Source organism: Corynebacterium xerosis NBRC 16721 = ATCC 373 (assembly GCF_001552415.1).
In the GTDB taxonomy this organism is placed as follows: domain Bacteria; phylum Actinomycetota; class Actinomycetes; order Mycobacteriales; family Mycobacteriaceae; genus Corynebacterium; species Corynebacterium xerosis.
Map to the genome: position 1 here is coordinate 181,901 of NZ_BCRD01000004.1, position 23,255 is coordinate 205,155.

At 69.3% G+C, this 23,255-nt stretch carries 19 protein-coding genes; 14 read left to right on the plus strand and 5 right to left on the minus strand.

Features of this window, described 5'->3' with window-relative positions:
• Positions 1-259 precede the first annotated feature (259 nt).
• The 10 genes from CX1_RS08085 (at position 260) to CX1_RS08130 (ending at position 13,693) form a co-directional block, all read left to right on the plus strand.
• Entirely contained in the window at positions 260-2,467 is a 2,208-nt protein-coding gene (locus tag CX1_RS08085) for a malate synthase G (protein ID WP_060925511.1), read from the plus strand.
• A gap of 222 nt (positions 2,468-2,689) precedes the next feature.
• A complete protein-coding gene (locus CX1_RS08090) occupies positions 2,690-3,442 on the plus strand; it encodes an HAD family hydrolase (RefSeq protein WP_046651163.1) in 753 nt (250 codons plus the stop codon).
• Positions 3,443-3,624: 182 nt separating this feature from the next.
• A complete protein-coding gene (locus CX1_RS08095; protein ID WP_084828029.1) occupies positions 3,625-6,159 on the plus strand; it encodes a glycoside hydrolase family 65 protein in 2,535 nt (844 codons plus the stop codon).
• 319 nt (positions 6,160-6,478) lie between these two features.
• On the plus strand, positions 6,479-7,219 hold the full coding sequence (locus tag CX1_RS08100) for a succinate dehydrogenase cytochrome b subunit (protein WP_046651162.1): 741 nt from the start codon (positions 6,479-6,481) through the stop codon (positions 7,217-7,219).
• Positions 7,220-7,239: 20 nt separating this feature from the next.
• Entirely contained in the window at positions 7,240-9,261 is a 2,022-nt protein-coding gene (locus tag CX1_RS08105) for a fumarate reductase/succinate dehydrogenase flavoprotein subunit (protein WP_046651161.1), read from the plus strand.
• On the plus strand, positions 9,261-10,010 hold the full coding sequence (locus CX1_RS08110) for a succinate dehydrogenase/fumarate reductase iron-sulfur subunit (protein WP_046651160.1): 750 nt from the start codon (positions 9,261-9,263) through the stop codon (positions 10,008-10,010). Before CX1_RS08105 ends, CX1_RS08110 begins: the two co-directional genes overlap by 1 nt.
• Positions 10,011-10,051: 41 nt before the next feature.
• The gene (locus tag CX1_RS08115) at positions 10,052-10,444 is read left to right on the plus strand and encodes a hypothetical protein (RefSeq protein ID WP_046651159.1); all 393 of its coding nucleotides are present in this window, start codon (positions 10,052-10,054) and stop codon (positions 10,442-10,444) included.
• A gap of 122 nt (positions 10,445-10,566) precedes the next feature.
• Entirely contained in the window at positions 10,567-12,039 is a 1,473-nt protein-coding gene (locus CX1_RS08120) for a DUF445 domain-containing protein (protein ID WP_082719235.1), read from the plus strand.
• A 158-nt stretch (positions 12,040-12,197) separates the two neighbouring features.
• A complete protein-coding gene (locus tag CX1_RS08125; protein WP_060925512.1) occupies positions 12,198-13,379 on the plus strand; it encodes a hypothetical protein in 1,182 nt (393 codons plus the stop codon).
• Positions 13,376-13,693 (plus strand): DUF2516 family protein, encoded by a 318-nt coding sequence (locus tag CX1_RS08130; protein ID WP_046651157.1) that lies wholly within the window; start codon positions 13,376-13,378, stop codon positions 13,691-13,693. Before CX1_RS08125 ends, CX1_RS08130 begins: the two co-directional genes overlap by 4 nt.
• 110 nt (positions 13,694-13,803) lie before the next feature.
• Here the strand turns inward: CX1_RS08130 and purU are convergent, their stop codons facing one another.
• Positions 13,804-14,709 carry a formyltetrahydrofolate deformylase gene (gene purU, locus CX1_RS08135; protein WP_046651156.1) on the minus strand — a complete coding sequence of 302 codons (906 nt, stop codon included), beginning with the start codon at positions 14,707-14,709 and terminating at the stop codon, positions 13,804-13,806.
• Between the two features lie 37 nt (positions 14,710-14,746).
• On the opposite strand from purU, the gene CX1_RS08140 reads away from it, so the two are divergent.
• Positions 14,747-15,547, plus strand: a complete 801-nt coding sequence (locus CX1_RS08140; RefSeq protein ID WP_060925513.1) for a hypothetical protein — start codon at positions 14,747-14,749, stop codon at positions 15,545-15,547.
• 50 nt (positions 15,548-15,597) lie between these two features.
• Here the strand turns inward: CX1_RS08140 and CX1_RS08145 are convergent, their stop codons facing one another.
• The 3 genes from CX1_RS08145 to CX1_RS08155 form a co-directional block, all read right to left on the minus strand.
• Complete coding sequence (locus CX1_RS08145; RefSeq protein ID WP_046651155.1) at positions 15,598-16,425, minus strand: hypothetical protein; 828 nt, start codon at positions 16,423-16,425, stop codon at positions 15,598-15,600.
• 107 nt (positions 16,426-16,532) lie between these two features.
• Positions 16,533-17,363 (minus strand): hypothetical protein, encoded by an 831-nt coding sequence (locus tag CX1_RS08150; protein WP_046651154.1) that lies wholly within the window; start codon positions 17,361-17,363, stop codon positions 16,533-16,535.
• 110 nt (positions 17,364-17,473) lie between these two features.
• A complete protein-coding gene (locus tag CX1_RS08155) occupies positions 17,474-17,977 on the minus strand; it encodes a DUF2505 domain-containing protein (protein ID WP_046651153.1) in 504 nt (167 codons plus the stop codon).
• A 24-nt stretch (positions 17,978-18,001) separates the two neighbouring features.
• Between CX1_RS08155 and CX1_RS08160 the strand changes: the two genes are divergently transcribed.
• Entirely contained in the window at positions 18,002-19,141 is a 1,140-nt protein-coding gene (locus CX1_RS08160; RefSeq protein ID WP_046651215.1) for a UDP-N-acetylmuramate dehydrogenase, read from the plus strand.
• A 236-nt stretch (positions 19,142-19,377) separates the two neighbouring features.
• Here the strand turns inward: CX1_RS08160 and CX1_RS08165 are convergent, their stop codons facing one another.
• Positions 19,378-21,144 (minus strand): long-chain-fatty-acid--CoA ligase, encoded by a 1,767-nt coding sequence (locus CX1_RS08165; RefSeq protein ID WP_060925514.1) that lies wholly within the window; start codon positions 21,142-21,144, stop codon positions 19,378-19,380.
• Positions 21,145-21,403: 259 nt separating this feature from the next.
• Between CX1_RS08165 and mshA the strand changes: the two genes are divergently transcribed.
• Both mshA and CX1_RS08175 read left to right on the plus strand, forming a co-directional pair.
• Positions 21,404-22,717: a D-inositol-3-phosphate glycosyltransferase gene (gene mshA, locus CX1_RS08170; protein ID WP_046651152.1), complete on the plus strand. Its 1,314-nt coding sequence runs from the start codon at positions 21,404-21,406 to the stop codon at positions 22,715-22,717.
• Between the two features lies 1 nt (position 22,718).
• Complete coding sequence (locus CX1_RS08175) at positions 22,719-23,219, plus strand: type III secretion system chaperone family protein (RefSeq protein WP_052753305.1); 501 nt, start codon at positions 22,719-22,721, stop codon at positions 23,217-23,219.
• The last annotated feature ends 36 nt before the right edge of the window (positions 23,220-23,255 follow it).

Below are 23,255 nucleotides of genomic sequence, written 5' to 3' on the forward strand. Positions count from 1 at the left end.
CCGGTGGTCCGGGGGAGGGCCCGCGATCCGCGGGCAACTCCGTCGCGGAACCGCGCCGCGCGAGACGCGCATCACATATGGTTGGTGCATCGCCAGCGGAAGACGGTCCGACGCGGCGGCCTTCGTCGGCCACCGCGCCTCGGGGCCGTGGCCGGCCCGTCGCAAAGCGGGACCCCCTCCACCCCCGACCCCCATTCCGCCACGCGCCGCAACGGCACGTGCAGCGAGCGTGAAACCGAACCTTTAATTAAGGAGAGCAATGACCGAGCGCATCACCGCCGGCGGCCTGCAGGTCGCCAAGGTCCTCTACGACTTCGTCAACGACACCGCCCTTCCCGCCGCGGGCATCGAGGACAAGGACGCCTTCTGGCAGGGCTTCGGCGACATCGTCGAGAAGTACACGCCGCGCAACGTCGAACTGCTGGCCAAGCGCGACGAGCTGCAGGCCAAGCTCGACGATTACTACCGCGAGAACCCGGGCAAGCAGGACCAGGACTCCTACGTCGCCTTCCTCAAGGAGATCGGCTACCTCGTCGAGGATCCGGGCGAGTACGAGGTGACCACCGCCAACGTGGACACCGAGATCACCAGCACCGCCGGCCCGCAGCTGGTCGTGCCCGTGCTCAACGCCCGCTTCGCCATCAACGCCGCGAACGCCCGTTGGGGCTCGCTGTACGACGCCCTCTACGGCACCAACGCCATCTCCGAGGACGGCGGCGCCGAGAAGGACGGCAAGGGCTACAACAAGGTGCGCGGCGACCGCGTCATCGCCTGGGGCCGCGACTTCCTGGACAAGGGCGTCCCGCTGCTCGAGGGCAGCCACGCCGACGTGACCTCCTACGACATCGTCGACGGTCGTCTGCTCGCCACCATCGACGGCCAGCAGGTCGGCCTGCGCGAGCCCGAGGTCCTGGTCGGCTACACCGGCGAGATCGGCAACCCGGACTCGATCTACCTCAAGCACAACGGCCTGCACATCCAGATCCTCATCGATCCGGAGTCGCCCATCGGCAAGACCGACAAGGCCGGCGTCAAGGACATCGTCCTGGAGGCCGCGGTCACCAACATCATGGACCTCGAGGACTCCGTCGCCGCCGTCGACGCCGCCGACAAGGTGCTCGGCTACACCAACTGGCTGGGCCTCAACGTCGGTGACCTGGCCATCGACATCACCAAGGGCGGCAAGCCCGCCAAGCGCGTCATCAACGACGACCGCGTCTACACCGACCTCGAGGGCAACGAGCAGAAGCTGCACGGCCGCTCGCTGAACCTGGTCCGCAACGTCGGCCACCTGATGCAGAACCCCGCCATCCTCGACCGCAACGGCGAGGAGATCTACGAGGGCATCATGGACGCGGTCATCACCCCGATCTGCGCCATCCCGGGCCTGGATCAGAACAACGACCGCAAGAACTCCCGCACCGGCTCCATCTACATCGTGAAGCCGAAGCAGCACGGCCCGGAGGAGTCCGCCTTCACCAACGAGCTGTTCACGGCCGTCGAGGACCTGCTCGGCCTGGACCGCAACACCATGAAGGTCGGCCTCATGGACGAGGAGCGCCGCACCTCGGTCAACCTCGACGCCGCCATCAAGGCCGTGTCCGAGCGCGTGGTGTTCATCAACACCGGCTTCATGGACCGCACCGGCGACGAGATCCACACCTCCATCCAGGCGGGCCCGATGTTCCGCAAGGCCGAGCAGAAGACTGCTCCGTGGATGCTGGCGTACGAGGACAACAACGTCGACGCCGGCCTGGCGCACGGCCTGCAGGGCAAGGCGCAGATCGGCAAGGGCATGTGGGCCATGACCGAGCTGATGGCCGAGCTGCTGGAGCAGAAGATCGGCCAGCCGAAGCAGGGCGCCTCCACCGCGTGGGTGCCGTCGCCGACCGGCGCCGTGCTCCACGCGACGCACTACCACCAGGTGGACGTGTTCGAGGTCCAGGACAAGCTGATCACCGACGGCCGCCGCGACACCCGCGAGGACCTGCTGACCCCGCCGATCGCCGCCGCGAAGGCCGGAGACCCGGGCGCCGACTGGTCCGACGAGGACAAGCAGAACGAGCTGGACAACAACTGCCAGTCGATCCTCGGCTACGTCATCCGCTGGGTCGAGCAGGGCGTCGGCTGCTCCAAGGTCCCCGACATCAACGACGTCGACCTCATGGAGGACCGCGCCACGCTGCGCATTTCGTCGCAGACCCTGGCCAACTGGCTGCTGCACGGCGTGGTCAGCGAGGAGCAGGTCATCGACTCGCTCCAGCGCATGGCCGAGATCGTCGACCGCCAGAACGAGGGCGACGACGCCTACCTGCCGATGGCGAAGGACTTCGACGCCTCCATCGGTTTCCAGGCCGCCAAGGAGCTGATCCTCGAGGGCACCGCGCAGCCGTCGGGCTACACCGAGCCGATCCTGCACCGCGCCCGCCTGGAGTTCAAGAAGCGCCACGGCATCGACCAGGGCTAGTCCCCGGTCTGTCCCGGGCGCCCGCCGAACGCCCCCGTCCCACCCGCTTCCCGCGGGCGGGCCGGGGGCGTTTTCGCGTGGGCGATAACGTTTCGGCGGCTTATCCGCCGCGTCGTCGCGTACGGTCCGGCCCGCCCCCCGCCAACCGCTAGGCTGGTGAACCGATGTGGCGCACGATTCGACGACGGTGCGCCGACCGCGATACGACGAGGAGGCCGCCGCATGGGAGCCAACCAGGCCGGAGTGACGGACCCCGCCCGATTCGGGGCGGTGTTGTTCGATTTGGACGGGGTGCTGACCCCGACCGCCGACATTCACGAGCAGGCGTGGGGCGACATGTTCCGCGCCTTCCTCGAGGAGCGGGGCGCGGAGCCGTACACCGACGCCGATTATTTCGCCCACCTCGACGGGCGGCGCCGTGACGAGGGCATTCGCGCGCTGCTCGAGTCGCGGGGCATTTCGCTTGACGACGGCTCGGCGTCCGATACGTCGGCCGAGGACACGGTCACCGGCCTGGGACTCCGGAAGAACGAGGACTTCCTGCGCCGGGTCGAGCAGGGCGTGGCGCCGTACGAGGGTTCCGCCCGGTTCCTCGACCATCTCGACGCCGTTGCGGCGGGGGAGGGGGCGGGTGCGCCGAAGCTGGCCGTGGTCAGCTCCTCCCGCAACGCCCGCCCGGTGCTCGAGGCCGCGGGCATGCTCGATCGGTTCGAGCTGATCGTCGACGGCAACGTCGCCCATGAGCTGGGTCTGGACGGCAAGCCGTCGCCCGCCACGTACCTCCACGCCGCCGAGCAGCTGGGCGTGCCGGCGTCCGAGGCCGTCGTCGTCGAGGACGCCATCTCCGGCGTCAAGTCCGGCGCCGCGGGCGGGTTCGGCCTGGTCGTCGGCGTCGACCGCGGCGCCGGCCGCGACGAATTGCTGGCCAACGGCGCCGACGAGGTCGTCGACGACCTGGCGGAGCTGATCCGATGAACGGCGAGGACGCGGCGAAGGTCGGCGCGGGAGTCCCGACCGTCAGCGGGGGGTCGGGCGCCGACCCGTCGGAAAGCAAGGTCACGCCCGGAAGCAAGACCTCCGAGGAGCGGCGCCGCCGGCGCCGCGAGTTCGAGCCGACGCGCGCGGACATCCACCACCACCTCGTCGACGCCGAGGGGATGATGGACCGCGACGTCACGCCGGTGGACGAATGGCGGCTGATCGAGGCCAAGCCGGGCGGCATCCCGCTGGGCGTCGCCGAGACGCTGTTCGCGCAGTCCAACGGGTACATCGGCATGCGCGCCAACCCCGCGGAAGGCCGCGATTCGGCGGAGCACGGCACCTTCATCAACGGGCTGCACGAGACGTGGCACATCCGCCACGCCGAAGACGCCTACGGCCTGGCGCGCGAGGGCCAGTCGATCATCAACGCGCCCGATTCCAAGGCGATGCGCCTGTACATCGACGACGAGCCGCTGCGCCTGGGCAACGCCGAGGTCCACGACTACGAGCGATCGCTCGACTTCCGCGACGGCATCCTGCGCCGCCGCTTCACCTGGCGCACCCCGGGCGGCAAGAACGTCCGTGTCACCAGCGAACGCATGGTCAGCTTCCAGGAGAAGCACGTCGCCGTGATGTCGCTGGAGGTGGAGCTCCTCGATTCGGACGCCGCCGTCGCCATCAACTCGCAGATACTCAACCGCCAGGACGGCGAGGACGAATACCACGATTCCGACGCCGCGCAGGGCTCCGAATTGGACCCCCGCCGCGCCGAAACCCTCCACGATCGCGTGCTCAACCCGACCTTCCAGGCGGAATCGGGATCGGAGCGCTCGACGCTGGCCTTCCGCTGCGCCCGATCCAAGATGACGGTCGCCTGCGCGATGGACCACGAATACACGGTGACGACCCCGGACGGCGAGGCGCCGTTCATCGAGATCGACCAGCGCACCGAGCAGGACTCCGCGCAGGTGCTCTACCACGTCAACGCGCCGAAGGGCACCGTCATCCGGCTGGAGAAGTTCGTCTCCTACCACTCGTCGCGCCACGTCCGCGGCGAGGAACTGGCCTTCCGCTGCGCCCGGACCCTCAACCGCGTCCGCCGGATCGGCCTGCGCACCCTGCAGGAGAACCAGAAAGAATGGCTCGAGCGTTTCTGGGACCGCTCCGACGTGGTCATCCACAACCAGCCCGAGCTGCAGCAGGCCGTGCGCTGGAACATCTGGCAGCTGATCCAGGCCTCCGCCCGCGCGGAGTTCCAGGGCATCCCCGCCAAGGGCATGACGGGCACCGGTTACGGCGGCCACTACTTCTGGGACACCGAGATCTACGTCCTGCCTTTCCTTTCCTATACGTCGCCGTCTTTCGCGCGCAACGCCCTGCGGTTCCGTTGGGACATGCTGGAAGCGGCCTGGTCGCGGGCGGATGAGCTGGCCCACGACGGCGCGCTGTTCCCGTGGCGGACGATCAACGGCATGGAATCGTCGGCGTACTATGCGGCCGGAACGGCGCAGTACCACATCGACGCGGACATCGTTTATGCGCTGATGAAGTACGTCTACGCCACCGGCGACGTCGACTTCCTCCTGCGCGAGGGCACGGACCTGCTGTTGTCCACGGCCCGATTCTGGATGTCGCTGGGCTTCTTCGATGCCGAGCGCAAGGAATTCCAAATTCATTCGGTGACCGGCCCCGACGAGTACAACACGGTGGTGAACAACAACCTGTACACCAACGTGATGGCGCAATATAACCTCGACGCCGCCGCCGACGTGATCCGCCAGATGATGACGGAGCGCCCGGAGGCCTTCCGCGAGGTGTGCCACCGTTACAACCTGGAGATGGCCGAGGTCGAGGAATGGGAAGAGGCCGCGGCCAAGATGTACATCCCGTTCAACGAGGAACTCGGCATCCATCCGCAGGACGACCAGTTCCTGCTGCGCAAGCGCTGGAACCTCGACGACCCGGAGGCCGGGCCGAAGCGCCCGCTGCTGCTGCACTATCACCCGCTGACCATCTACCGGCACCAGATCATCAAGCAGGCCGACGTCGTGCTTGCCCTGTTCCTGCAGGGCAACAAGTTCACCGACGAGGAAAAGCGCGCGGACTACGACTACTACGATCCGCTGACCACCGGTGACTCCTCGCTGTCGGCGGTCGTCCAGTCCATCGTCGCCGCGGAGCTCGGCTACGGCGAAAAGGCCATCGACTTCTTCATCCGTGGCCTCTACGTCGACTTGGCGAACCTCCACGGCAACGCCGCCGACGGCGTGCACGTCGCATCGGCCGGCGGCGTGTGGCAGTCGCTGGTCTACGGGTTCGGCGGATTCCGCGATTACGGCGGTGCCTTCACCATCGACCCGCGACTGCCCGACGAGTGGGAGGGGCTGACCTACCGGGTCACCATCTACGGTTGCCGCCTTCGCGTGACAGTGCGCCGCCGCACGGTGGAGGTCGTGGTGGAGGAGGGCGACCACGCCCTCGGTCCCATCAACATCGCCGGCCACGAGGTGATCGTCGGGGCCGAGCCGATTACCATCGTCGTCGGCGAGCGCCCGGAGCACGAGCCGCCGGCGGAATCCGAACCCGACGAGGAGGACCTGGCGCGCATCGCCGAGCAGGCCGACTCCCCGTCGGACGCCAGTCCCCCCGCTGCCCCGAAGGGCACCGGCATGCAGGGGGGCCCTGCGGAGTCCCAGACGGCGAAGAAGTGACGGCGAAGAAGCGACGGCCGGCCAACTACGGCCGAAGCCCGGTTGCCGGTCTATCGCGTTAGCACCTGCCCCGTCGTAAAGCCGGGCGGAAGCGGGCGGAATCGAGGATTCCGCCCGCTTTCGGCGTTTCGGAGCCCGGGTGCCCGGATCGCGGGTGGAGCGGGTGGGGAATTATGCGCGGAAAACCTGCGAAAATCCCCAAATCTGAGAGTTACCTTGGGCGGGGGTGGCGAAACCTGTGAAACACCTCACCCGGATGGGGGATAAATGGTGACAGTGGGCTCAGTGACTTTAAAGTGAACGTGACACTGGAGGTGCCATGACTGTTACTAGTTCCAACCGTGACGCGATCGCTCACGGAAAAATCACTTTTGAGCCGCTGCGTGAGCGGCCCAAGTTCCCGTCCTGGGCCCTGAAGCTGATTATGGCCGTCACCGGCCTGATCTTCGGGCTCTACGTCATTGTCCACATGGTGGGCAACATGAAGATCTTCATGGGCGAGTCGGACTTCAACGCGTACGCCGCGTTCCTGCGTACCGTCGGTTACCCGGCCATCCCGAACGAAGGCGTGCTGTGGATCTTCCGCATCGTGCTGCTCGTCGCCGTGATCCTGCACGTGTACGGCGCATTCGCGCTGCACGGCCGTGCCCGCCAGTCCCGCGGCAAGTTCCGCCGCCAGGGCATGGTCGGCGGCTGGAACACGTTCACAGCCCGCACGATGATCATCACGGGCGTCGTTCTGCTCGCGTTCATCGTCTTCCACATCCTGGACCTGACCATCGGCGCCGCCGTGGCCCCGGAGAACTTCGTCCATGGTGAGGCCTACGCCAACCTGGTCGCGTCGTTCTCCCGCCCGCTCGTCGCCATCTGGTACATCATCGCCCAGCTGGCGCTGCTGCTGCACCTGTCCCACGGTCTGTGGACCGCCACCAGCGACCTCGGCATCACCGGCGCCCGCTGGCGCAAGGTCATGCTGTTCCTGTCGGGTCTGATCCCGCTCCTGGTCGTGGTCGGCAACATCGCCATCCCGGTCGCTGTTCTTACCGGACTGGTCGGCTAGGTCGAGAAGGGTATTCGATAATGACGAACACTGAAATGCAGACTGGCGCCACCGATTTCCAGGCGCCCCAGTCCGTCGTCGATGGCGTTGTCATCGGCAAGGTCATCGGCGACAACTCGCCGGGCGACAAGGCCCCCATGCGCGATCACTGGGAGTACCAGAAGGACCACTACAACCTGGTCTCCCCGCTGAACCGCCGCAAGTTCCGCATCCTCGTCGTCGGCACCGGCCTGTCCGGTGGCGCCGCCGCGGCCGCCCTCGGTGAGCTCGGCTACGACGTGAAGGCCTTCACGTACCACGACGCCCCGCGCCGCGCGCACTCCATCGCCGCCCAGGGTGGCGTGAACTCCGCCCGCGGCAAGAAGGTGGACAACGACAGCGCGTACCGCCTGGTCAAGGACACCGTCAAGGGCGGCGACTTCCGTTGCCGCGAGAACGACTGCTGGCGCCTGGGCATCGAGTCCACCCGCGTCATCGACCACATGAACGCCATCGGCGCGCCGTTCGCGCGCGAGTACGGCGGCGCCCTGGCCACCCGTTCCTTCGGTGGCGTGCAGGTCTCCCGCACGTACTACACCCGCGGCCAGACGGGCCAGCAGCTGCAGCTGTCGACCGCGTCGGCCCTGCAGCGCCAGGTCGGCCTGGGCAACGTCGAGATGTTCACCCACAACGAGCTGGTCGACGTCATCGTCGCCGACGGCCGTTGCCAGGGAGCGGTCATGCGCAACCTGATCACGGGCGAGCTGACGGCCCACACCGCCCACGCGGTCGTGCTGGCCACCGGCGGTTACGGCAACGTGTACCACATGTCCACGCTGGCGATTAACTCCAACGCGTCGGCCATCATGCGCGCGTACGACCAGGGCGCCTACTTCGCGTCCCCGTCGTTCATCCAGTTCCACCCGACCGGCCTGCCGGTCAACGCCGTGTGGCAGTCCAAGACCATCCTGATGTCGGAGTCGCTGCGAAACGACGCCCGCATCTGGACGCCGGCCAAGAAGGGCGACGATCGCCCCGCGAACGACATCCCCGAGGATGAGCGCGACTACTTCCTGGAGCGCCGCTACCCGGCCTTCGGCAACCTGGTCCCGCGCGACGTCGCGTCCCGCGCCAACGCTCAGCAGATCAACGCCGGCTACGGCGTCGGCCCGCTGAACAACTCCGTGTACCTGGACCTGCGCGACGCCATCCAGCGTCTGGGCAAGGACACCATCAAGGAGCGCTACTCCAACCTCATCCAGATGTACGAGGAGGCCATCGGCGAGGACCCGTACGAGGTCCCGATGCGAATCGCGCCGACCTGCCACTTCACCATGGGTGGCCTGTGGAGCGACTTCAACCAGATGACCTCGATTCCGGGTCTGTTCACCGGCGGCGAGTGCTCCTGGACGTACCACGGCGCGAACCGCCTGGGCGCCAACTCGCTGCTGTCGGCCTCCGTCGACGGCTGGTTCACCCTGCCGTTCTCGGTCCCGAACTACCTCGGCCCGCTGCTCGGCCAGGATCGTCTCTCCGAGGACGCCGCCGAGGTCACCGAGGCTCTCGACCGTGCCCAGGCCCGCCTGGACAAGCTGATGAGCATCGGCGGCACCCACGGCGCCGAGTACTTCCACCGCCAGCTGGGCGAGGAGCTGTACCGCGTGTGCGGCGTCGCCCGCAACAAGGAGGATCTGGCCGAGGGGCTGGCGAAGATCCGCGAGCTGCGCAAGCAGTTCTGGTCCGACCTGTTCATCCCGGGCAACCCGGATGAGATGAACCAGCAGCTGGAGTACGCCAACCGCGTCGCGGACTACCTGGACCTCGGCGAGCTCATGTGCGTCGACGCCCTGGACCGCGACGAGTCCTGTGGCGCGCACTACCGCGAAGACCACATCGACGACGAGGGCGAGGCCCGCCGCGACGATGAGAACTGGTGCTTCGTCTCCGCGTGGGAGCGCGGCGACAACGGCCCCGCGTGGGATCTGAAGGGCAACACCCTGATCCGCCACGCCGAGCCGCTCACGTTCGAGGCCGTCCCGCTCATGACAAGGAATTACAAGTAATGAAACTGCACCTTGAAATCTGGCGCCAGGCCGGTCCTCAGACCGAGGGGCACTTCGAGAGCGTCGACGTCGATGACGCCGTCGCCGAGATGTCCATCCTGGAGCTGCTCGACCACGTCAACTCCAAGTACGTGGAGTCCGGCAAGGAGCCGTTCGCGTTCGCTTCCGACTGCCGCGAGGGCATCTGCGGCACCTGTGGCCTGAACGTCAACGGCCGTCCGCACGGCCCGGGCAAGAACACCCCGACCTGCCAGCAGCGCCTGTTCCAGTACAACGACGGCGACACGCTGAAGATCGAGCCCATGCGCTCCGCCGCGTACCCGGTCATCCGCGACATGGTCGTCGACCGTTCCGCTCTGGACCGCGTCATGGAGAAGGGCGGCTACGTCTCCGTCGCCGCCGGCACCGCCCCGGACGCCGACACCCTCCACGTCAACCACCAGACCGCCGAGCTGGCCCTCGACCATGCCGCGTGCATCGGTTGCGGCGCCTGCGTCGCGGCCTGCCCGAACGGTGCCGCGCACCTGTTCACCGGCGCCAAGCTGGTGCACCTTTCGCTGCTGCCGATGGGCAAGGACGAGCGCGGCCGTCGCGCCGTGAAGATGGTCGACGAGATGGAGACCAACTTCGGTCCCTGCTCCCTGTTCGGCGAGTGCGCCGACGTCTGCCCGGCCGGCATCCCCCTGACCGCGGTTGCCGCCATCACGAAGGAGCGGGCCCGTGCGGCATTCCGCTCCAAGGAAGACTAAGCTGGGAACCCACTAACAGGGCTCTCAGGAAGGATTAAGAAATGGCTACGTCTACCGCCAAGCGCTACCGCGGCGAAGAGCACTTCATCGACGGCTACGTGCCGCAGAGCATGAACGCCGAGTACTCGTCCCTGCACCGTTCCGCCACTTGGATCGGCGCCGGCCTGTGGCTCGCGTCTCTGGCGGGCTGGGGTTGCTTCATCTTCGGCCTGGCCGTGATGAACATGGACACCACCGCGGCTCACGAGGTCGGCCACGTCGCATTCGGCGACACGGTCCGCACCGCCTCCGAGGCGGGCTCGTTCAACCCGTCCTACTTCATGTGGGGCGGCCTGATCGCGGCCATCGTGATGGACGTCGTCGGTTTCCTCCTGATCCTGGCGGGACGCAAGCAGTACCTCGCGTACCGCCGCGAGTTCGGCGTCAAGCACTAGCAGACGGCCGACTCCGCCGGACCCGTCCGGCACCTCCGGGGCACGCCCCCGCCACCGCATCACGCGGCGGCGGGGACGTGCCCTTTCCCATGCCCGGGGCCCGAAGGGCCATAATCGTAGACATGTCAGCCCAACCCCAGAACCACCGACGGGGCGACGGAACCGCTCCGCCGCCGGCCGTCGCCAAGCAAGCCGCGTTGCCCGCAGCCGGGCGGCACCGTGCCGACGCAACCGGCGCGGCACCCGCCGCCACCGCCGGACCCGTCGCCTCCGCCACCGTGCCCGCCCTTGACGCGGCGCCACTGGCGGTCCCGGGGCCATCGCCGGAAACCGAGGCGCGGAAGCGACGGGAACTGCGCAATTCCAAGGCGTTCGCCACGGGACTGCTGATCCTCGCGACGGTCATCTACCTGGTCTGCCGGTGGCTGGAGGCCGACGCGATGTCGGACGGGGAGATCCCGGCGACGTGGATCGGCTACGTCCGCGCGGCCAGCGAGGCCGGCATGGTCGGCGCGCTGGCGGACTGGTTCGCGGTGACCGCGCTGTTCCGCCATCCGATGGGCATCCCCATCCCGCACACGGCCATCGTGCGCCGCAAGAAGGATCAGGTGGGGCAGTCGCTGGCGAGCTTCATCGGCGACAACTTCCTCAATCCGGCGCTGGTCGTGGACAAGGTGCGTTCCCTGCAGATCACCGACCGCGTGGGCACGTGGCTGGTCGAGCCGGGCTCCGGCGACCGGGTGTCGGAACACGTGGGCAAGTTCATCGGCAACGCGCTGGAGGCCGTCGACCCGGCCGATGCGGAGGCCGTGATCAAGTCCGCGGTGGTGGACAAGCTCGCCGAGCCCGAGTGGGGGCCGCCTGCGGGGCGGATCCTGGAGCAGCTCATCGAGGAGGGGCGCACGGAGCCGATCGTGCAGCAGCTCGCGGAGTGGCTGCACCGCAAGGCGCAGACCAGCCACGACCTCATCGATTCGATGGTGGGCGAGCGGGCGCCGACGTGGGCGCCGCGCTTCGTCAACGACATGATCGGCGACCGGGTGCACCGCGAGATCGTCGAGTGGACGTGGCACGTCCAGTCGGACCGGAACCACGAGGCCCGACAGGCGTTGCGCCGGGGGATGAAGAAGCTGGCGCACGACCTGCGGGAGGATCCGGTGACCATGGCCCGGGTCGAGGAGCTGAAGGCGGACCTGCTGGGTTCGCAGGCGGTCGTGGCGGCGCCGGGCGCGATCTGGAAGTCGACGTCGGAGTCGCTCATCGAGGCGTCGCGCGATCCGGATTCGCTGATCCGCCGCAAGATCGCGGAGGCGGCGGAGCGCTACGGGCACCGCCTCAACGAGGACGCGGAGCTGCGGGCGTCGATCGACGACCGCATCGAAAAGGGCGCCACGTTCCTGGCGGAGAACTACGCCGGCGAGATCACGTCGATCATTTCGGAGACCGTCGAGCGCTGGGACGCCGACGAGGCGTCGAAGAAAATCGAGTTGATGGTCGGCCGCGACCTGCAGTTCATCCGCGTCAACGGCACGCTCGTCGGGTCGCTCGCGGGGCTGGCCATCTACACGTTCTCCACGTTGATCTTCGGTGGCTGATCGCAGCTCAATGGCCGGTGGGCGGCGAGCCGGCACAGTGCCGGCGCCGTGCGCGCAGCAAGCGGGGGCACCGGTCCGCGCGTGGCCGGAACATTGGGCGGACGTGCGCCGTTGACGGGACGTAGACTGTTGGCGACGACTACCCCTGAGGAGCAGAGATGTCCGACGACGATCGCACCGAGAACACCGGCGACACCGGCCGCACCGAGCGCACCGAGCGCGACGAGAAACTCGGCCAGGCCCTCGATCTGGTGAAGACCCCGTTTTACGCATGGATCGGCGCGGGCGTGCGCACGGTCGAGATCCTCGGCGACATCGGGGCCCGGGTCCGCGCCGAGGAGGAGGCCCGGGACGGGGCCGCCGATTCGCTTGACGACGCTGCCGCGGACGCCGGAACGGCCGAGGGCCAGACGTCGGCGGGCATCGCCGACGGCGTCGCCGGCCGTGTCCGCGACGCGCGCCAGAAGGTCCGCGACCTCGGGGACAACGCGGGCGAGCAGTCCCGCGATGCGTTCCTCAAGGCCCTCGACGCCGCGCAGCTGGCGTTCAACGACGCCCTGACCAAGGCGCAGGCCGGCGGCGACCGCGCCTTCGCCTCCGCGCACGCGCTGCCGGAGGACGTCGCCGCGCGTGCCGAGCAGCTCAAGCCGGAGCAGCTCCGCGTCGTCGCCGACGGTTACCTCGAGGCCGCGTCGAAGATCTACCGCGAGCTGGCCGCCCGCGGCGAGCAGGCCGTCGACGAGGGCGTGCACGTGGCCAAGGAGCGCGGCGCGTCGTTCGACGCCGCCGGGTTCCCGGGCGGCCGCACCGCCGATGACGCCGACGGCGAGGGCAAGGGCTCCGGCCGTGCCACCGACCCCGTGTCGGCGATCTTCGGCAAGCTGCCGTTCGCCGGCGCCGCCGCCGAGCGCGTCACCGGTTCCCTCGAGGACGTGGCCCGCGAGACCGTGAAGCCGCTGCAGGACGCCGGCCAGGAGTTCCTGGGCAGGTTCGACCAGGAGAAGCTGTCGACCCGCGTGGAGTCGCTGCTGCACCAGGCCGCCGACGTCACCGAGCAGCTGCTGGGCGCCCTGCGCGCCGAGGATGGTGCCACCGCCTCCGGCACCACCGCCGCCGAGGGCGACGTCGTCGACGCCGACCCGGATGCCACCCCCGACGTCGTGGACGGCGAGGTCGTGGATCTCGACGGCTCGGAGAACGTGGCCGGGATGGCCGCCGACGTCGACGCCGCCGATGAGGCGGCCGACGCGGAGGACGCCGTCACCGAGGGCGACGCGGCCGCCGCGGACGCCGAGGAGCGCGCCGGCGACGAGTCCGGGAAGGGCGATTCCGCCCGATGATCATCCAGATTTACGGCGCCATCGAGATCGCCTTCCGCATCGTCATCCCGATGATCGTCGCCCTGGCATCGGTCGCCGGGCTGGTCATCGTGCTGACGACCCGCGCCGACGCCTTCGACGCCGCCGACCGCAAGAGCAAGGGCGTGTGGGCGGCGATGCTGGGCGGGTCCGCCATGTTCCTGGCGTTCCCCTGGCTCGGCTGGATGATGCTGGGCATCCCGATCATCGCGGCGCTGGTGATCACCGGCATCTACTGGCTCGACGTGCGGCCGCAGATCCGCGGCATCCTGGACAACGCCCAGGGCGGCTGGTAGCCCGCCCCGGACGCAGCGCATCGCGTTCACGCGGGCGTCGCAAAGCCGAAAGCCGGCCCCACCACCTTGGCGGTGGGGCCGGCTTTCGCGCGTTCGGCTGCGCGGGCGATCTAGTCGAAGACCACCGTGCGGTTGCCGTAGACCTGCACGCGGTCCTCGAGGTGCCAGCGCAGGCCGCGGGCCAGCACCTGCTTCTCGGCGTCGCGCCCCTCGCGCTGCATGTCGCGGGGGGTGTCCTTGTGGGACACGCGGATGACGTCCTGTTCGATGATCGGGCCGTCGTCGAGGTCCGACGTCGCGTAATGGCAGGTGGCGCCGATGAGCTTCACGCCGCGCTTGTGCGCCTGGTGGTACGGGCGGGCGCCCATGAACGACGGCAGGAAGCTGTGGTGGATGTTGATGGCCCGGCCCTCCCACATCTCGCACAGATCCGCGGGCAGGATCTGCATGAAACGCGCCAGCACGATGGCGTCGGGGTTCTCGGCGTTGACCAGCTGGGCAACCTCGTCGAAGGCCTTGCGCTTGCCGATGGCGTCCTTGGGGAAGGGCACGTGGTGGAACGGGATGCCGTGGGCGCGGGCCAGCGGCTCGAGGTTGTCGTGGTTGCCGATGACCGCGGCGACCTCCATGGGGTAATCGTTCTGGTCGACGCGGCCGAGGAGGTCCTGCAGGCAGTGGCCTTCCTTGGTCACCAGGATCACCGCGCGCTTGGGCACGCCGTTGTCGGAGATCTTCCACTTCGCCTCGGGGCCGAGCTGCTCGACGATCGGCTGGAAGGCCTCGCGGACCTCTTCCAGCGTCATGTCCAGCTCGTCGGCGCGGACGGCCTGGCGGGTGAAGAACCACTTGCTCTCGGGGTCGGAGAAGAAGTGGGCCTCGGTGATCCAGGCGCCGATTCCGGTCAGGAAGGACGACAGGTGCGAGACGATGCCGGTCGAGTCGGGGCAGCCCAGCGTGAGGATGTACTGGCGCTCCTGGGGGGCCTGCTTCGGTTGGGCCAACGGTGAACGGGTCATTCCCGGGATTTTAGCCGTCCGGCCTACGCTGGACGCCATGAGCCAGCCGTTGCCGCCCAACTCCGGGCCCGCCGCCGCGTCCGAGCCTTCCGCGCCTTCCGCCGCGTCCCGGTCCGCGGGAGCCCCGGTGCCCGCGTCGTCCGTGGATGCGGCGATCCTCGATCCGGAGCTGACGGCCGACGAGGTGCGGGCGGCCGTGGCGGCCGCGGCGGAGGCCGGGTGCGCGGGGGTCCGCCTGCATCCGCCGATGCTCGATCAGTTGGGCCCGGGCGGCAGCGCCGCGGCGGGTCTGCGGGTGGGCGTCGTCTGCGGCTTTCCGACGGGCCGGTCGCACATCCTGGTCAAGGCCGCCGAAGCCCGCCTGGCGGCGGAACGCGGCGCCCACGACGTCGCCGTGGTCCTGGACCGGGCGGCGGTGGCCGCCGGCGACGCCAATGCGGTGCTGTCGGAGGTCGTGGCCCTGCGGGGCGCGGTGACCGCCCCGACGCAGCTGACGGTGGTCGTGGAATCGGCGCTGCACGCGTCTGGCCGGATCGACGATGACGCGTTCGACGCGATCATCGGCGCGGTGGCCGCCGGCGGCGCCGATGCCATCGCCACGGCCACCGGATGGCACCCGGACGGCGTCGGGGGACCGGAGCAGATCCGCAGGATCGCCGCCGCAGCCGGAGCCGCCGCAGGGCCCGGGGCCGGAGCGGGGTCGGGGTCCATCGGCATCATCGCGGTCATCGACGGCGGCGGCCCCGGCCCCGCGGACGACGACGCCTCCGCCGCGCGTGCGGCGGAGGCGATGGCCGCAGGGGCACACGTCGTGCAGCTGCGGCGCCTTCCGGGGTAGGCGGCGGTCGCGCGGGGCGCGGGCCGTCGCCAAGCGAAAAGCCGGGGGACCTAGCGGTACTCGATGGCCGACACGCTCGACAGCGCGATGTCGCGGCCGTCGAGGGTGATGGCCATGCCCCCGTCGGTCACCTCGACCCCGGCGACCGTGAAACCGTGCCCGATCTGCTGGGCCGGGCCGGTCACGGCGGCGTCGGCGAAGCGGGAGATCAGCCCGTCGGCCTGAACGCCCAGCACCGAACCTCCCTCGACCTCCACCGCGATGCCGCCGTCGCGCACCACCGGCCGAAGATCGGCGGTGGCCAGGCCACCGGAGAACTCCGCGGTGAGCACGCCGCGATCCGGATGCGGGGTCAGGGCCGTCAGCCGCACCGCCGAGGACACGAGATCCTCGAAGATGTTGCCCGAACCGCCCGTGGCGTCGGAGACGCGGATGTTCGCCTCAGCGATCATCAGGTCCGACGGCAGCTCCGCGACCACCTCGACACGCGACGCCACCGGGTCGCTGGTGTTGGAGATGTCGACGTCGGTCAGCGTCACGTCGGCGGCGGGGGAGCCGATGATCTGCGGCGCGCCGTTTTCCGCGCGCGGGTCGGTGATCTGCAGCGTCGACGGGGTCCTCAGGTTCATGCCGCCGAGTTCGCTGGTCAGCAGCGCCAGCAGCACGGGGTTGGACCCGAAGGACGTTTGCACGTCCTCCGACACCACCGCGCCGCGCGACTGCTCCGCCTCGCGGAAACCGTCCGAGATCTCCTTGCCCAGGAACATGCGCAGGGCGATCTCGCCGACGACCAGCACCAGGGCGACGACCAGCACGACGCCGACGATCACCCCGAGCGGATTGCCGCGCTTCTTGGTCCTTTTCCTCTTCGCGTTCACGCCTCACAGCATGGCGGAATTCGCGCGGCAGAGCCAACGGCCGCCGCCGGAAGGCCGTAGGACTGCTGCCTGTCTGCTGCCGGGCTGTCGCGGGACTCTCGCCCGGATCAGGCGAATCCGGCCTCGTACTCCGGGGCGACGTAGCCGAACGGCACGGTGAACAGGTTGTCGCGCACCGGGCGGCGAGGACCGGTCAGCGGCACGCCTTCGCCCGCCAGCATCGCCATCGTCCGCCGCCACCGGATCCGCGGCCCGTGCGGCGCCCATCCGGCGCACGTCTCCCACGCCCGGTCCAGGCGCGTCAGCAGATCGTGGATCGGCTCGCCCGGCACGTTGCGGTGGATGAGCACTTTCGGCAGGCGTTCGGCCAGGTCGGACGGCTTGTCGACGTCCATCGGATCCCACGCCACCGTCAACGACCTCGGCCCCCGCGCATCGAGGAGGACCCACGTCGACCGGCGCCCCAGTTCGTCGCAGGTGCCCTCGATGAACAGGCCACCGTCGGCCATCCGGCCGGTGACCTCCCGCCACGCATCGTCGACGTCGGCGACGTCGTACTGGCGCAGGACGTTGAACGCGCGGACCAGATGCGGCCGCAGCCCCGCCAACTCGAAACCGCCGAGGGCGAAATGCACCCCGTCGCGGTCCGGCAGCACCCGCTCCGGCTCGATCTCCAGCCCCGTCACCGCCAGATCCGGCCGCACCGTGCGCAGCCGCGCCGCCCACTCGCACGTCGTGGCATGGCTGGCGCCGTAGCCCACGTCCACCGCCAGCGGCTCCTCGGCGCGGCGCAGCAGCGCGCGGATCTCCGGGTCGTGGACCGCCCAGCGGTCGCACCGGCGCAATCGGTTGACGTTCGTCGTCCCCCTGGTGACCACGCCGCGCGGCCCCCGGCCGGTCCACGAACCGGTCCGGAGATTGTGGGCGTGGTTGGCCATGCGCCGATTATGCCGCGAAGCCCGCGGCGCGAAAAAACGGCCCGCACGCCGGGTGGCGTGCGGGCCGGGCCGTCGTCAAGCAACGACCGGAAAAGCGGGAAAAGCCGGAACTAGGCGTTCTTGGCCAGGTACTCCTGCAGAATGCCGGCTTCCTTCTGGAACAGGCCATCGACCGCCGCGGCGACCTTCGGCTCCAGGATCGCGCCCATCATGGGCACGTTGACGGTGACGTCGGCGCCGGTGACGATGGCCGAACCATCGCCGGCCGGGGTCAGCTTCTGCGTGCCGGAGAACGTCACCGGCATGCCCGTGACGTCGGCGTCGACGGTGGCGTCGGCGGAATCGCCGGCCAGCGGGCCCCAGGAAATGCGGCGAACGACGATGAGGTCGTTCTTGATCAGGGACTTGACGGCGTCGGGCAGCGCGTCGGTGGACAGGGTCTGCTTGAGCTCGACGTCGATGCGGTCGCCCTCGTTGCTGAAGGACACGACCTCGCCCGCCGGCGTGGACAGGTTCTCGGCCAGGTAAGTCCAGTACGCGTTGTCGGACAGCGCGGCGTGGACCTTATCGGGGGCGTAATTGACGTTGGCGGTGATCTCGGTGTGGGAAGCCATGCCCCCGATACTAACGTGGGGGACGTGCACGAATCAGCCTTGACGCGAATCTCCGGTGTTTCCGGGGCCAAAATCGACCACGACGTGGCGTTCCGCGACCTGACGACCCTCCGCCTCGGCGGGCTGCCCGTCGCCGCCGTGCGCTGCGCGACCGTCGGCGCCGTGGTCGAGGTGGTCCGCATCCTCGATGACGCCGGCGTGCCGCTGCTCATCGTCGGCGGCGGATCCAACCTGGTCGTCGCCGACGAGCCGGGCGACCTGGTGGCCGTGGTCATCGAGGCCGACGACGTGGTGCTGGGCACCTCCGGCCACGGGCTCGACGTCGACGGCGCGACCGTCGAGGCGGAGGCCGGGGCCGTGTGGGACGACGTGGTGGAGATGTCCGTCGCCGCCGGGTTCGGCGGCCTGGAGTGCCTGTCGGGGATCCCCGGGTCCGCCGGTGCGACGCCGGTGCAGAACGTCGGGGCGTACGGGGCGGAGGTGTCCTCGACCCTGGAGGGCGTGCGCCTCTACGACCGCCGGACCGGCGTCGACGAGTGGGTGTCGCCCGAGTCCCTGGACCTGGCCTACCGGTATTCGAACCTGAAGTTCACCGCGCGCGCGGTGGTGCTGGCCGTGCGGTTCCGCCTGACCGTCGACGGGCTGTCGGCGCCGCTGCGCTACGGCGAGTTGGCCAAGCGCCTGGGCGTTGGTCCGGAGGAGGGGGCGTCCGGCGAGGCCCGTCGGCCCGTCGCCGACGTCCGCGAGGCGGTGCTGGCGCTGCGCCGCGGCAAGGGCATGGTGCTTGACGACGCCGACCACGACACCTGGTCCGCCGGTTCCTTCTTCACCAACCCCATCGTCGGTGAGGCGGAGGTCGAAAGCGTCCGCGAGCGGGTGGCGGCCACGTGCGGCGACGACGTGGCGCAGTCGATGCCGTCCTACCCGGGCGGGAAGCTGTCCGCGGCGTGGCTGATCGAGCGGGCCGGCTTCCCCAAGGGGCATCCGGGGGAGGGTGCCCCGGCGCGGCTGTCGACCAAGCACACGCTGGCGCTGACCAACCGCGGCGACGCCACCGCCGCCGACCTGATCGCCCTGGCCCGCGAGATCCGCGACGGCGTCCGCGATGCCTTCGGCGTTTCGCTGGTGCCCGAGCCCGTGTGGATCGGCGCCGAGCTGGATTAGCGGGCGGCGCTCCGGCGGCGCTGGGGATTGCCGGCCGACCCCGTGGTTGGGGCGACGGTGCTCCGAAATCCCGGCATCGAAACCCCGACATCAGTGCACCGGATTCCGCGTTTATCGCAAACCCCGACATCAATACCCCGAAAGGAGCCGGTTAACGCCGTGAAAAACCCGACATCGGAGGTGATGTCGGGGTTTTGATTTCGGGGTTTGGCCGTGGGGCCGGGCGCCCCGGCGGATCAGCGGCGCTTCATCAGCGACTCGACGCTGCGGCCGGACTCCTCGAGCTGCTCGAGAAGCACGTCACGGACGTCGCGGCGGCGGATCTTGCCCATCTGGTCGCGCGGCATCTCGTCGAGGTGGAAGAACGCGCGCGGCACCTTGTAACCCGTCAGGTTCGCGCGGGCGTGCTGGCGGTACGCGTCGATGTCCAGGTTCGCGTATTCGGCCAGGGACACAGCCGCGATGACCAGCTCGGAGCCGTCCTCGCGGGGCAGGCCCACCACCGTCGCGTCGACGATGTCCGGGTGCTCCAACAGCACGCTCTCGACCTCGGCGGGGTAGACGTTGAAGCCGCCGGTGATGATGACCTCCTTGATGCGCGCCACCAGGCGCAGGAAGCCGTCCTCCTCCAGCACGCCGACGTCGCCGGTGCGGTACCAGCGGCCCTCCGCGGCGCCGTCGGGGCCGTCGGTGAAGGACTCCTCGGTGTCCTCCGGGCGGTTGAGGTAGCCGGCGAAGACCTGCGGGCCGCGGACGATGACCTCGCCTTCGCTGCCGTCCGGCACGTGCTCGGTCGGGTTCTCCGGGTCCACGACCGCGATGTCGGTGTCGGGGAAGGGGATGCCCACGTAACCCGGGCGGCGGTTGCCGTCCATCGGGTTGCCCACGATGATCGGCGACGTCTCGGTCAGGCCGTAGCCCTCCACCAGTCGGCCGCCGGTCAGGCGCTCCCACTTCTCCACGATCGACACGGGCAGCGTCGAGGCGCCGCAGAAGGAGTACTTCACGCCGGTGATGTCGATGTTCTTTTCTTCGGCGGCGTTGATGATTTTCTCGTACAGCGTCGGCACGCCCGGCACCCACGTCGGGCGGTGCGACTTCATGACCTTCATGATCAGGTCCATCTCGGCCGCCGGGACCAGGACCAGCTCGGCGCCGATGAGCATGGCCAGGTTGTTGACGATGGTCAGGCCGTAGGCGTGGAACAGGGGCAGGACGCCGAGAACGGTTTCCTTCTCTTCGCCCAGGCCCGGCACCCACGCCCTGCCCATGATGATGTTGGCGACCAGGCCGCGGTGCTTGAGCTGCGCACCCTTCGGGGTGCCGGTGGTGCCGGAGGTGTACATGATCACCGCGACGTCGTCGATGCCGACGTCGGTGGGTGACTCGATGTCGCGGCCGTCGCCGCCGACCGCGTCGCCGAGCACGGCGTCGAAGCCCATGACCTGCGGGGCGGGGGCGTGGAGCTTGTCGCGGGAGGCCTTCAGCGCCGGGATCGGCAGCTTCAGTGCGGTGCGCATCACCCACGGCAGGTCGCGGCGCATGTCGACGCCGATGATCGTCTCCAGCGGCGTGTCGCGGCGCAGCTCCTCCAGGACCGGCACGGCCTTGTCCCAGCAGACGGCGACGCGGGCGCCGTGGTCGTTGAAGGGGTGGCGCAGTTCGTGGGCGGTGTAGAGGGGGTTGTGCTCGATGACGATGGCGCCCAGGCGCAGCACCGCCCAGTAGGCGATGACGTGCTGCGGGCAGTTGGGCATCACCAGGGCGACGTGGTCGCCGCGGCGCACGCCGAGGGCGCGCAGTCCGGCGGCGGCGCGGCGGACCTGCTCGTCGAGTTCCGTGTAGGTCCAGCCGCGGCCGAAGAACCGCAGCGCGATGCGATCCGGGTACTGCTCGACCGCCTGGTCGTAGACGTCGATGAGGGTGGTGTCGCCGTAGTCCAGGTGGTGGTCGGTCCACTCCGGATAATGCTCGAGCCAGGTCCTGTTGGCCGATGCGCTCATGAGGTGCCTCCTTCGTAACTTACTGGAGCGTAACTTATCATCATTTCAATATCGACGCAGTTGCGCTGCCGCCGTTCGCGTGATGCGCTGCCGCCGGCGCCGCACAGCGCACGGCGCCGCCGTTCACCTCAACTGTCCCAGAATTCGGGCCGGCGCCGACGCGGGCGGGCCGCGGCGAGTGCACCCGAAGTGAAATCCCGGGCGCCCTCCCGGTGAAGGGTGTTTGCGGACCCTGCTTTACGACGGGCATTGTGGAGCCATGAACGGCCACAACGAGGCGCACGCCGGGGTCCTGCCCAAGCGTGTCGCGGTGATCTCCATGCATACGTCGCCGCTGGAGCAGCCGGGCACCGGCGACGCCGGCGGCATGAACGTCTACGTCCTGCGCACCTGCCGCGAATTGGCGGCGCGGGGCGTCGAGGTGGACGTGTTCACCCGCGCCACCCGTCCCAGCCAGGGCGAGATCGTGGAGGTCGCGCCGGGCCTGCGGGTGATCAACGTCGTCGCCGGGCCGTACGAGGGCATCGCGAAGTCGGAGCTGCCCACTCAGCTCGCGGCTTTCACCGGCGGGGTCCTCACCTTCGCGCGCTGCCATGGCCTGCGCTATTGCGTGGTCCATTCCCACTATTGGCTTTCCGGCCAGGTCGGCTGGCTGCTGCGCGACCTGTGGCGCGTCCCGCTGGTCCACACCGCCCACACGTTGGCCGCGGTGAAGAACCTCCACCTCGCCGAGGGTGATTCCCCGGAGCCGGAGTCGCGCCGCATCTGCGAGCAGCAGATCTCGGACAACGCCGACGTCATGGTGGTCAACACCGACGAGGAAAAGGGCAATCTCACGGAGCATTACGACGCCGACGCCTCCCGCATCGAGGTCATCCCGCCGGGGGTCGACGTGCACATGTACGGCCCGGGCAGCGACCGCGCGACGGAGCGCAGCCGTCGTGAACTGGGCATCCCGCTGCATGCGAAGGTCGTTCTCTTCGTCGGCAGGCTGCAGCGGCTCAAGGGCCCGCAAATCCTGCTGCGCGCCGTGGCGGAACTGGTGCGCCGTCGCCCGCGGCACAACCTGAAGGTGATCATCTGCGGCGGGCCGTCGGGCACCGGGTTGGAGCGCCCCGACGAGTTCCTGGAACTCGCCGAAGAGCTGCAGCTCGGCGACGTCGTCCGGTTCCTGCTGCCGCGCCCGCCGGAGGAGCTGGTCAGCCTCTACCGCGCCGCCGACGTCGTCGCCGTGCCCAGCTACAACGAGTCCTTCGGCCTGGTGGCGATGGAGGCGCAGGCGACGGGCACCCCGGTCGTCGCCGCGCGCGTGGGCGGGTTGCCCATCGCCGTCGCGGACGGGGAGACGGGGGTCCTGGTCGACGGGCACGCGCCCGATGCGTGGGCGGACGCGCTGGAATCGCTTCTCGACGATGACGCCCGGCGCCTCGAGATGGCCTCGGCCGCTCCCTCCCATGCGGAGGAATTCTCGTGGGAACGCACCGTCGACAAGCTCTTGTCCGTTTACGATCGGGCGTTGACGGGGATCGACGACGACGATTGCGAACCCCGCGAAGCCGAAGGGACGCGCTGACATGGCCGACGAAACGACCGGGGCGACCGCCGGGGGCCTGGCCGCGCTGACCGCGCAGCTGGAGCGCATGGGCGTCGAGCACAAGACCGCCGAGAGCTCGGCGATCGTGGTGCTGCCGGGAACCCGCAAGCTCAAGACCGTGTGCCTGCTGACGCCGGCGCCGGATTCCCTGCGCATCGAGGCCTTCGTGTGCCGCAATCCGGAGGAGAACCACGCCGGGGTGCACGAATGGCTGCTGCAGCGCAATCGCCGCCTGTTCGGCATCGCGTATACCGTCGACGCGCAGGGCGACATTTATCTGGTGGGCCAGTTGCCGCCGTCGCTGGCCGACGAGGACCTCGATCGCCTGCTCGGGCAGGTGCTGGAGGCCTCCGACGGGGACTTCAACAAGATCCTCGAGCGCGGGTTCGCGTCGTCCATCAAGAAGGAATGGGAGTGGCGCGTCGACCGGGGCGAATCGCTGGCCAATCTCGAGCAGTTCCGCCACCTGGCCGGGGAGTAGGGCGCGGTGCGCAGGGAGTGGGGCGCGGCGTACCGG

Excerpts from the sequence above, each read along its gene's own strand:
- CX1_RS08085 (WP_060925511.1), top strand. The coding sequence starts at position 260 with ATGACCGAGCGCATCACCGCCGGCGGCCTGCAGGTCGCCAAGGTCCTC.
- CX1_RS08090 (WP_046651163.1), top strand. The coding sequence starts at position 2,690 with ATGGGAGCCAACCAGGCCGGAGTGACGGACCCCGCCCGATTCGGGGCG.
- CX1_RS08095 (WP_084828029.1), top strand. The coding sequence starts at position 3,625 with ATGATGGACCGCGACGTCACGCCGGTGGACGAATGGCGGCTGATCGAG.
- CX1_RS08100 (WP_046651162.1), top strand. The coding sequence starts at position 6,479 with ATGACTGTTACTAGTTCCAACCGTGACGCGATCGCTCACGGAAAAATC.
- CX1_RS08105 (WP_046651161.1), top strand. The coding sequence starts at position 7,240 with ATGACGAACACTGAAATGCAGACTGGCGCCACCGATTTCCAGGCGCCC.
- CX1_RS08110 (WP_046651160.1), top strand. The coding sequence starts at position 9,261 with ATGAAACTGCACCTTGAAATCTGGCGCCAGGCCGGTCCTCAGACCGAG.
- CX1_RS08115 (WP_046651159.1), top strand. The coding sequence starts at position 10,052 with ATGGCTACGTCTACCGCCAAGCGCTACCGCGGCGAAGAGCACTTCATC.
- CX1_RS08120 (WP_082719235.1), top strand. The coding sequence starts at position 10,567 with ATGTCAGCCCAACCCCAGAACCACCGACGGGGCGACGGAACCGCTCCG.
- CX1_RS08125 (WP_060925512.1), top strand. The coding sequence starts at position 12,198 with ATGTCCGACGACGATCGCACCGAGAACACCGGCGACACCGGCCGCACC.
- CX1_RS08130 (WP_046651157.1), top strand. The coding sequence starts at position 13,376 with ATGATCATCCAGATTTACGGCGCCATCGAGATCGCCTTCCGCATCGTC.
- purU (WP_046651156.1), bottom strand. The coding sequence starts at position 14,709 with ATGACCCGTTCACCGTTGGCCCAACCGAAGCAGGCCCCCCAGGAGCGC.
- CX1_RS08140 (WP_060925513.1), top strand. The coding sequence starts at position 14,747 with ATGAGCCAGCCGTTGCCGCCCAACTCCGGGCCCGCCGCCGCGTCCGAG.
- CX1_RS08150 (WP_046651154.1), bottom strand. The coding sequence starts at position 17,363 with ATGGCCAACCACGCCCACAATCTCCGGACCGGTTCGTGGACCGGCCGG.
- CX1_RS08155 (WP_046651153.1), bottom strand. The coding sequence starts at position 17,977 with ATGGCTTCCCACACCGAGATCACCGCCAACGTCAATTACGCCCCCGAT.
- CX1_RS08165 (WP_060925514.1), bottom strand. The coding sequence starts at position 21,144 with ATGAGCGCATCGGCCAACAGGACCTGGCTCGAGCATTATCCGGAGTGG.
- mshA (WP_046651152.1), top strand. The coding sequence starts at position 21,404 with ATGAACGGCCACAACGAGGCGCACGCCGGGGTCCTGCCCAAGCGTGTC.
- CX1_RS08175 (WP_052753305.1), top strand. The coding sequence starts at position 22,719 with ATGGCCGACGAAACGACCGGGGCGACCGCCGGGGGCCTGGCCGCGCTG.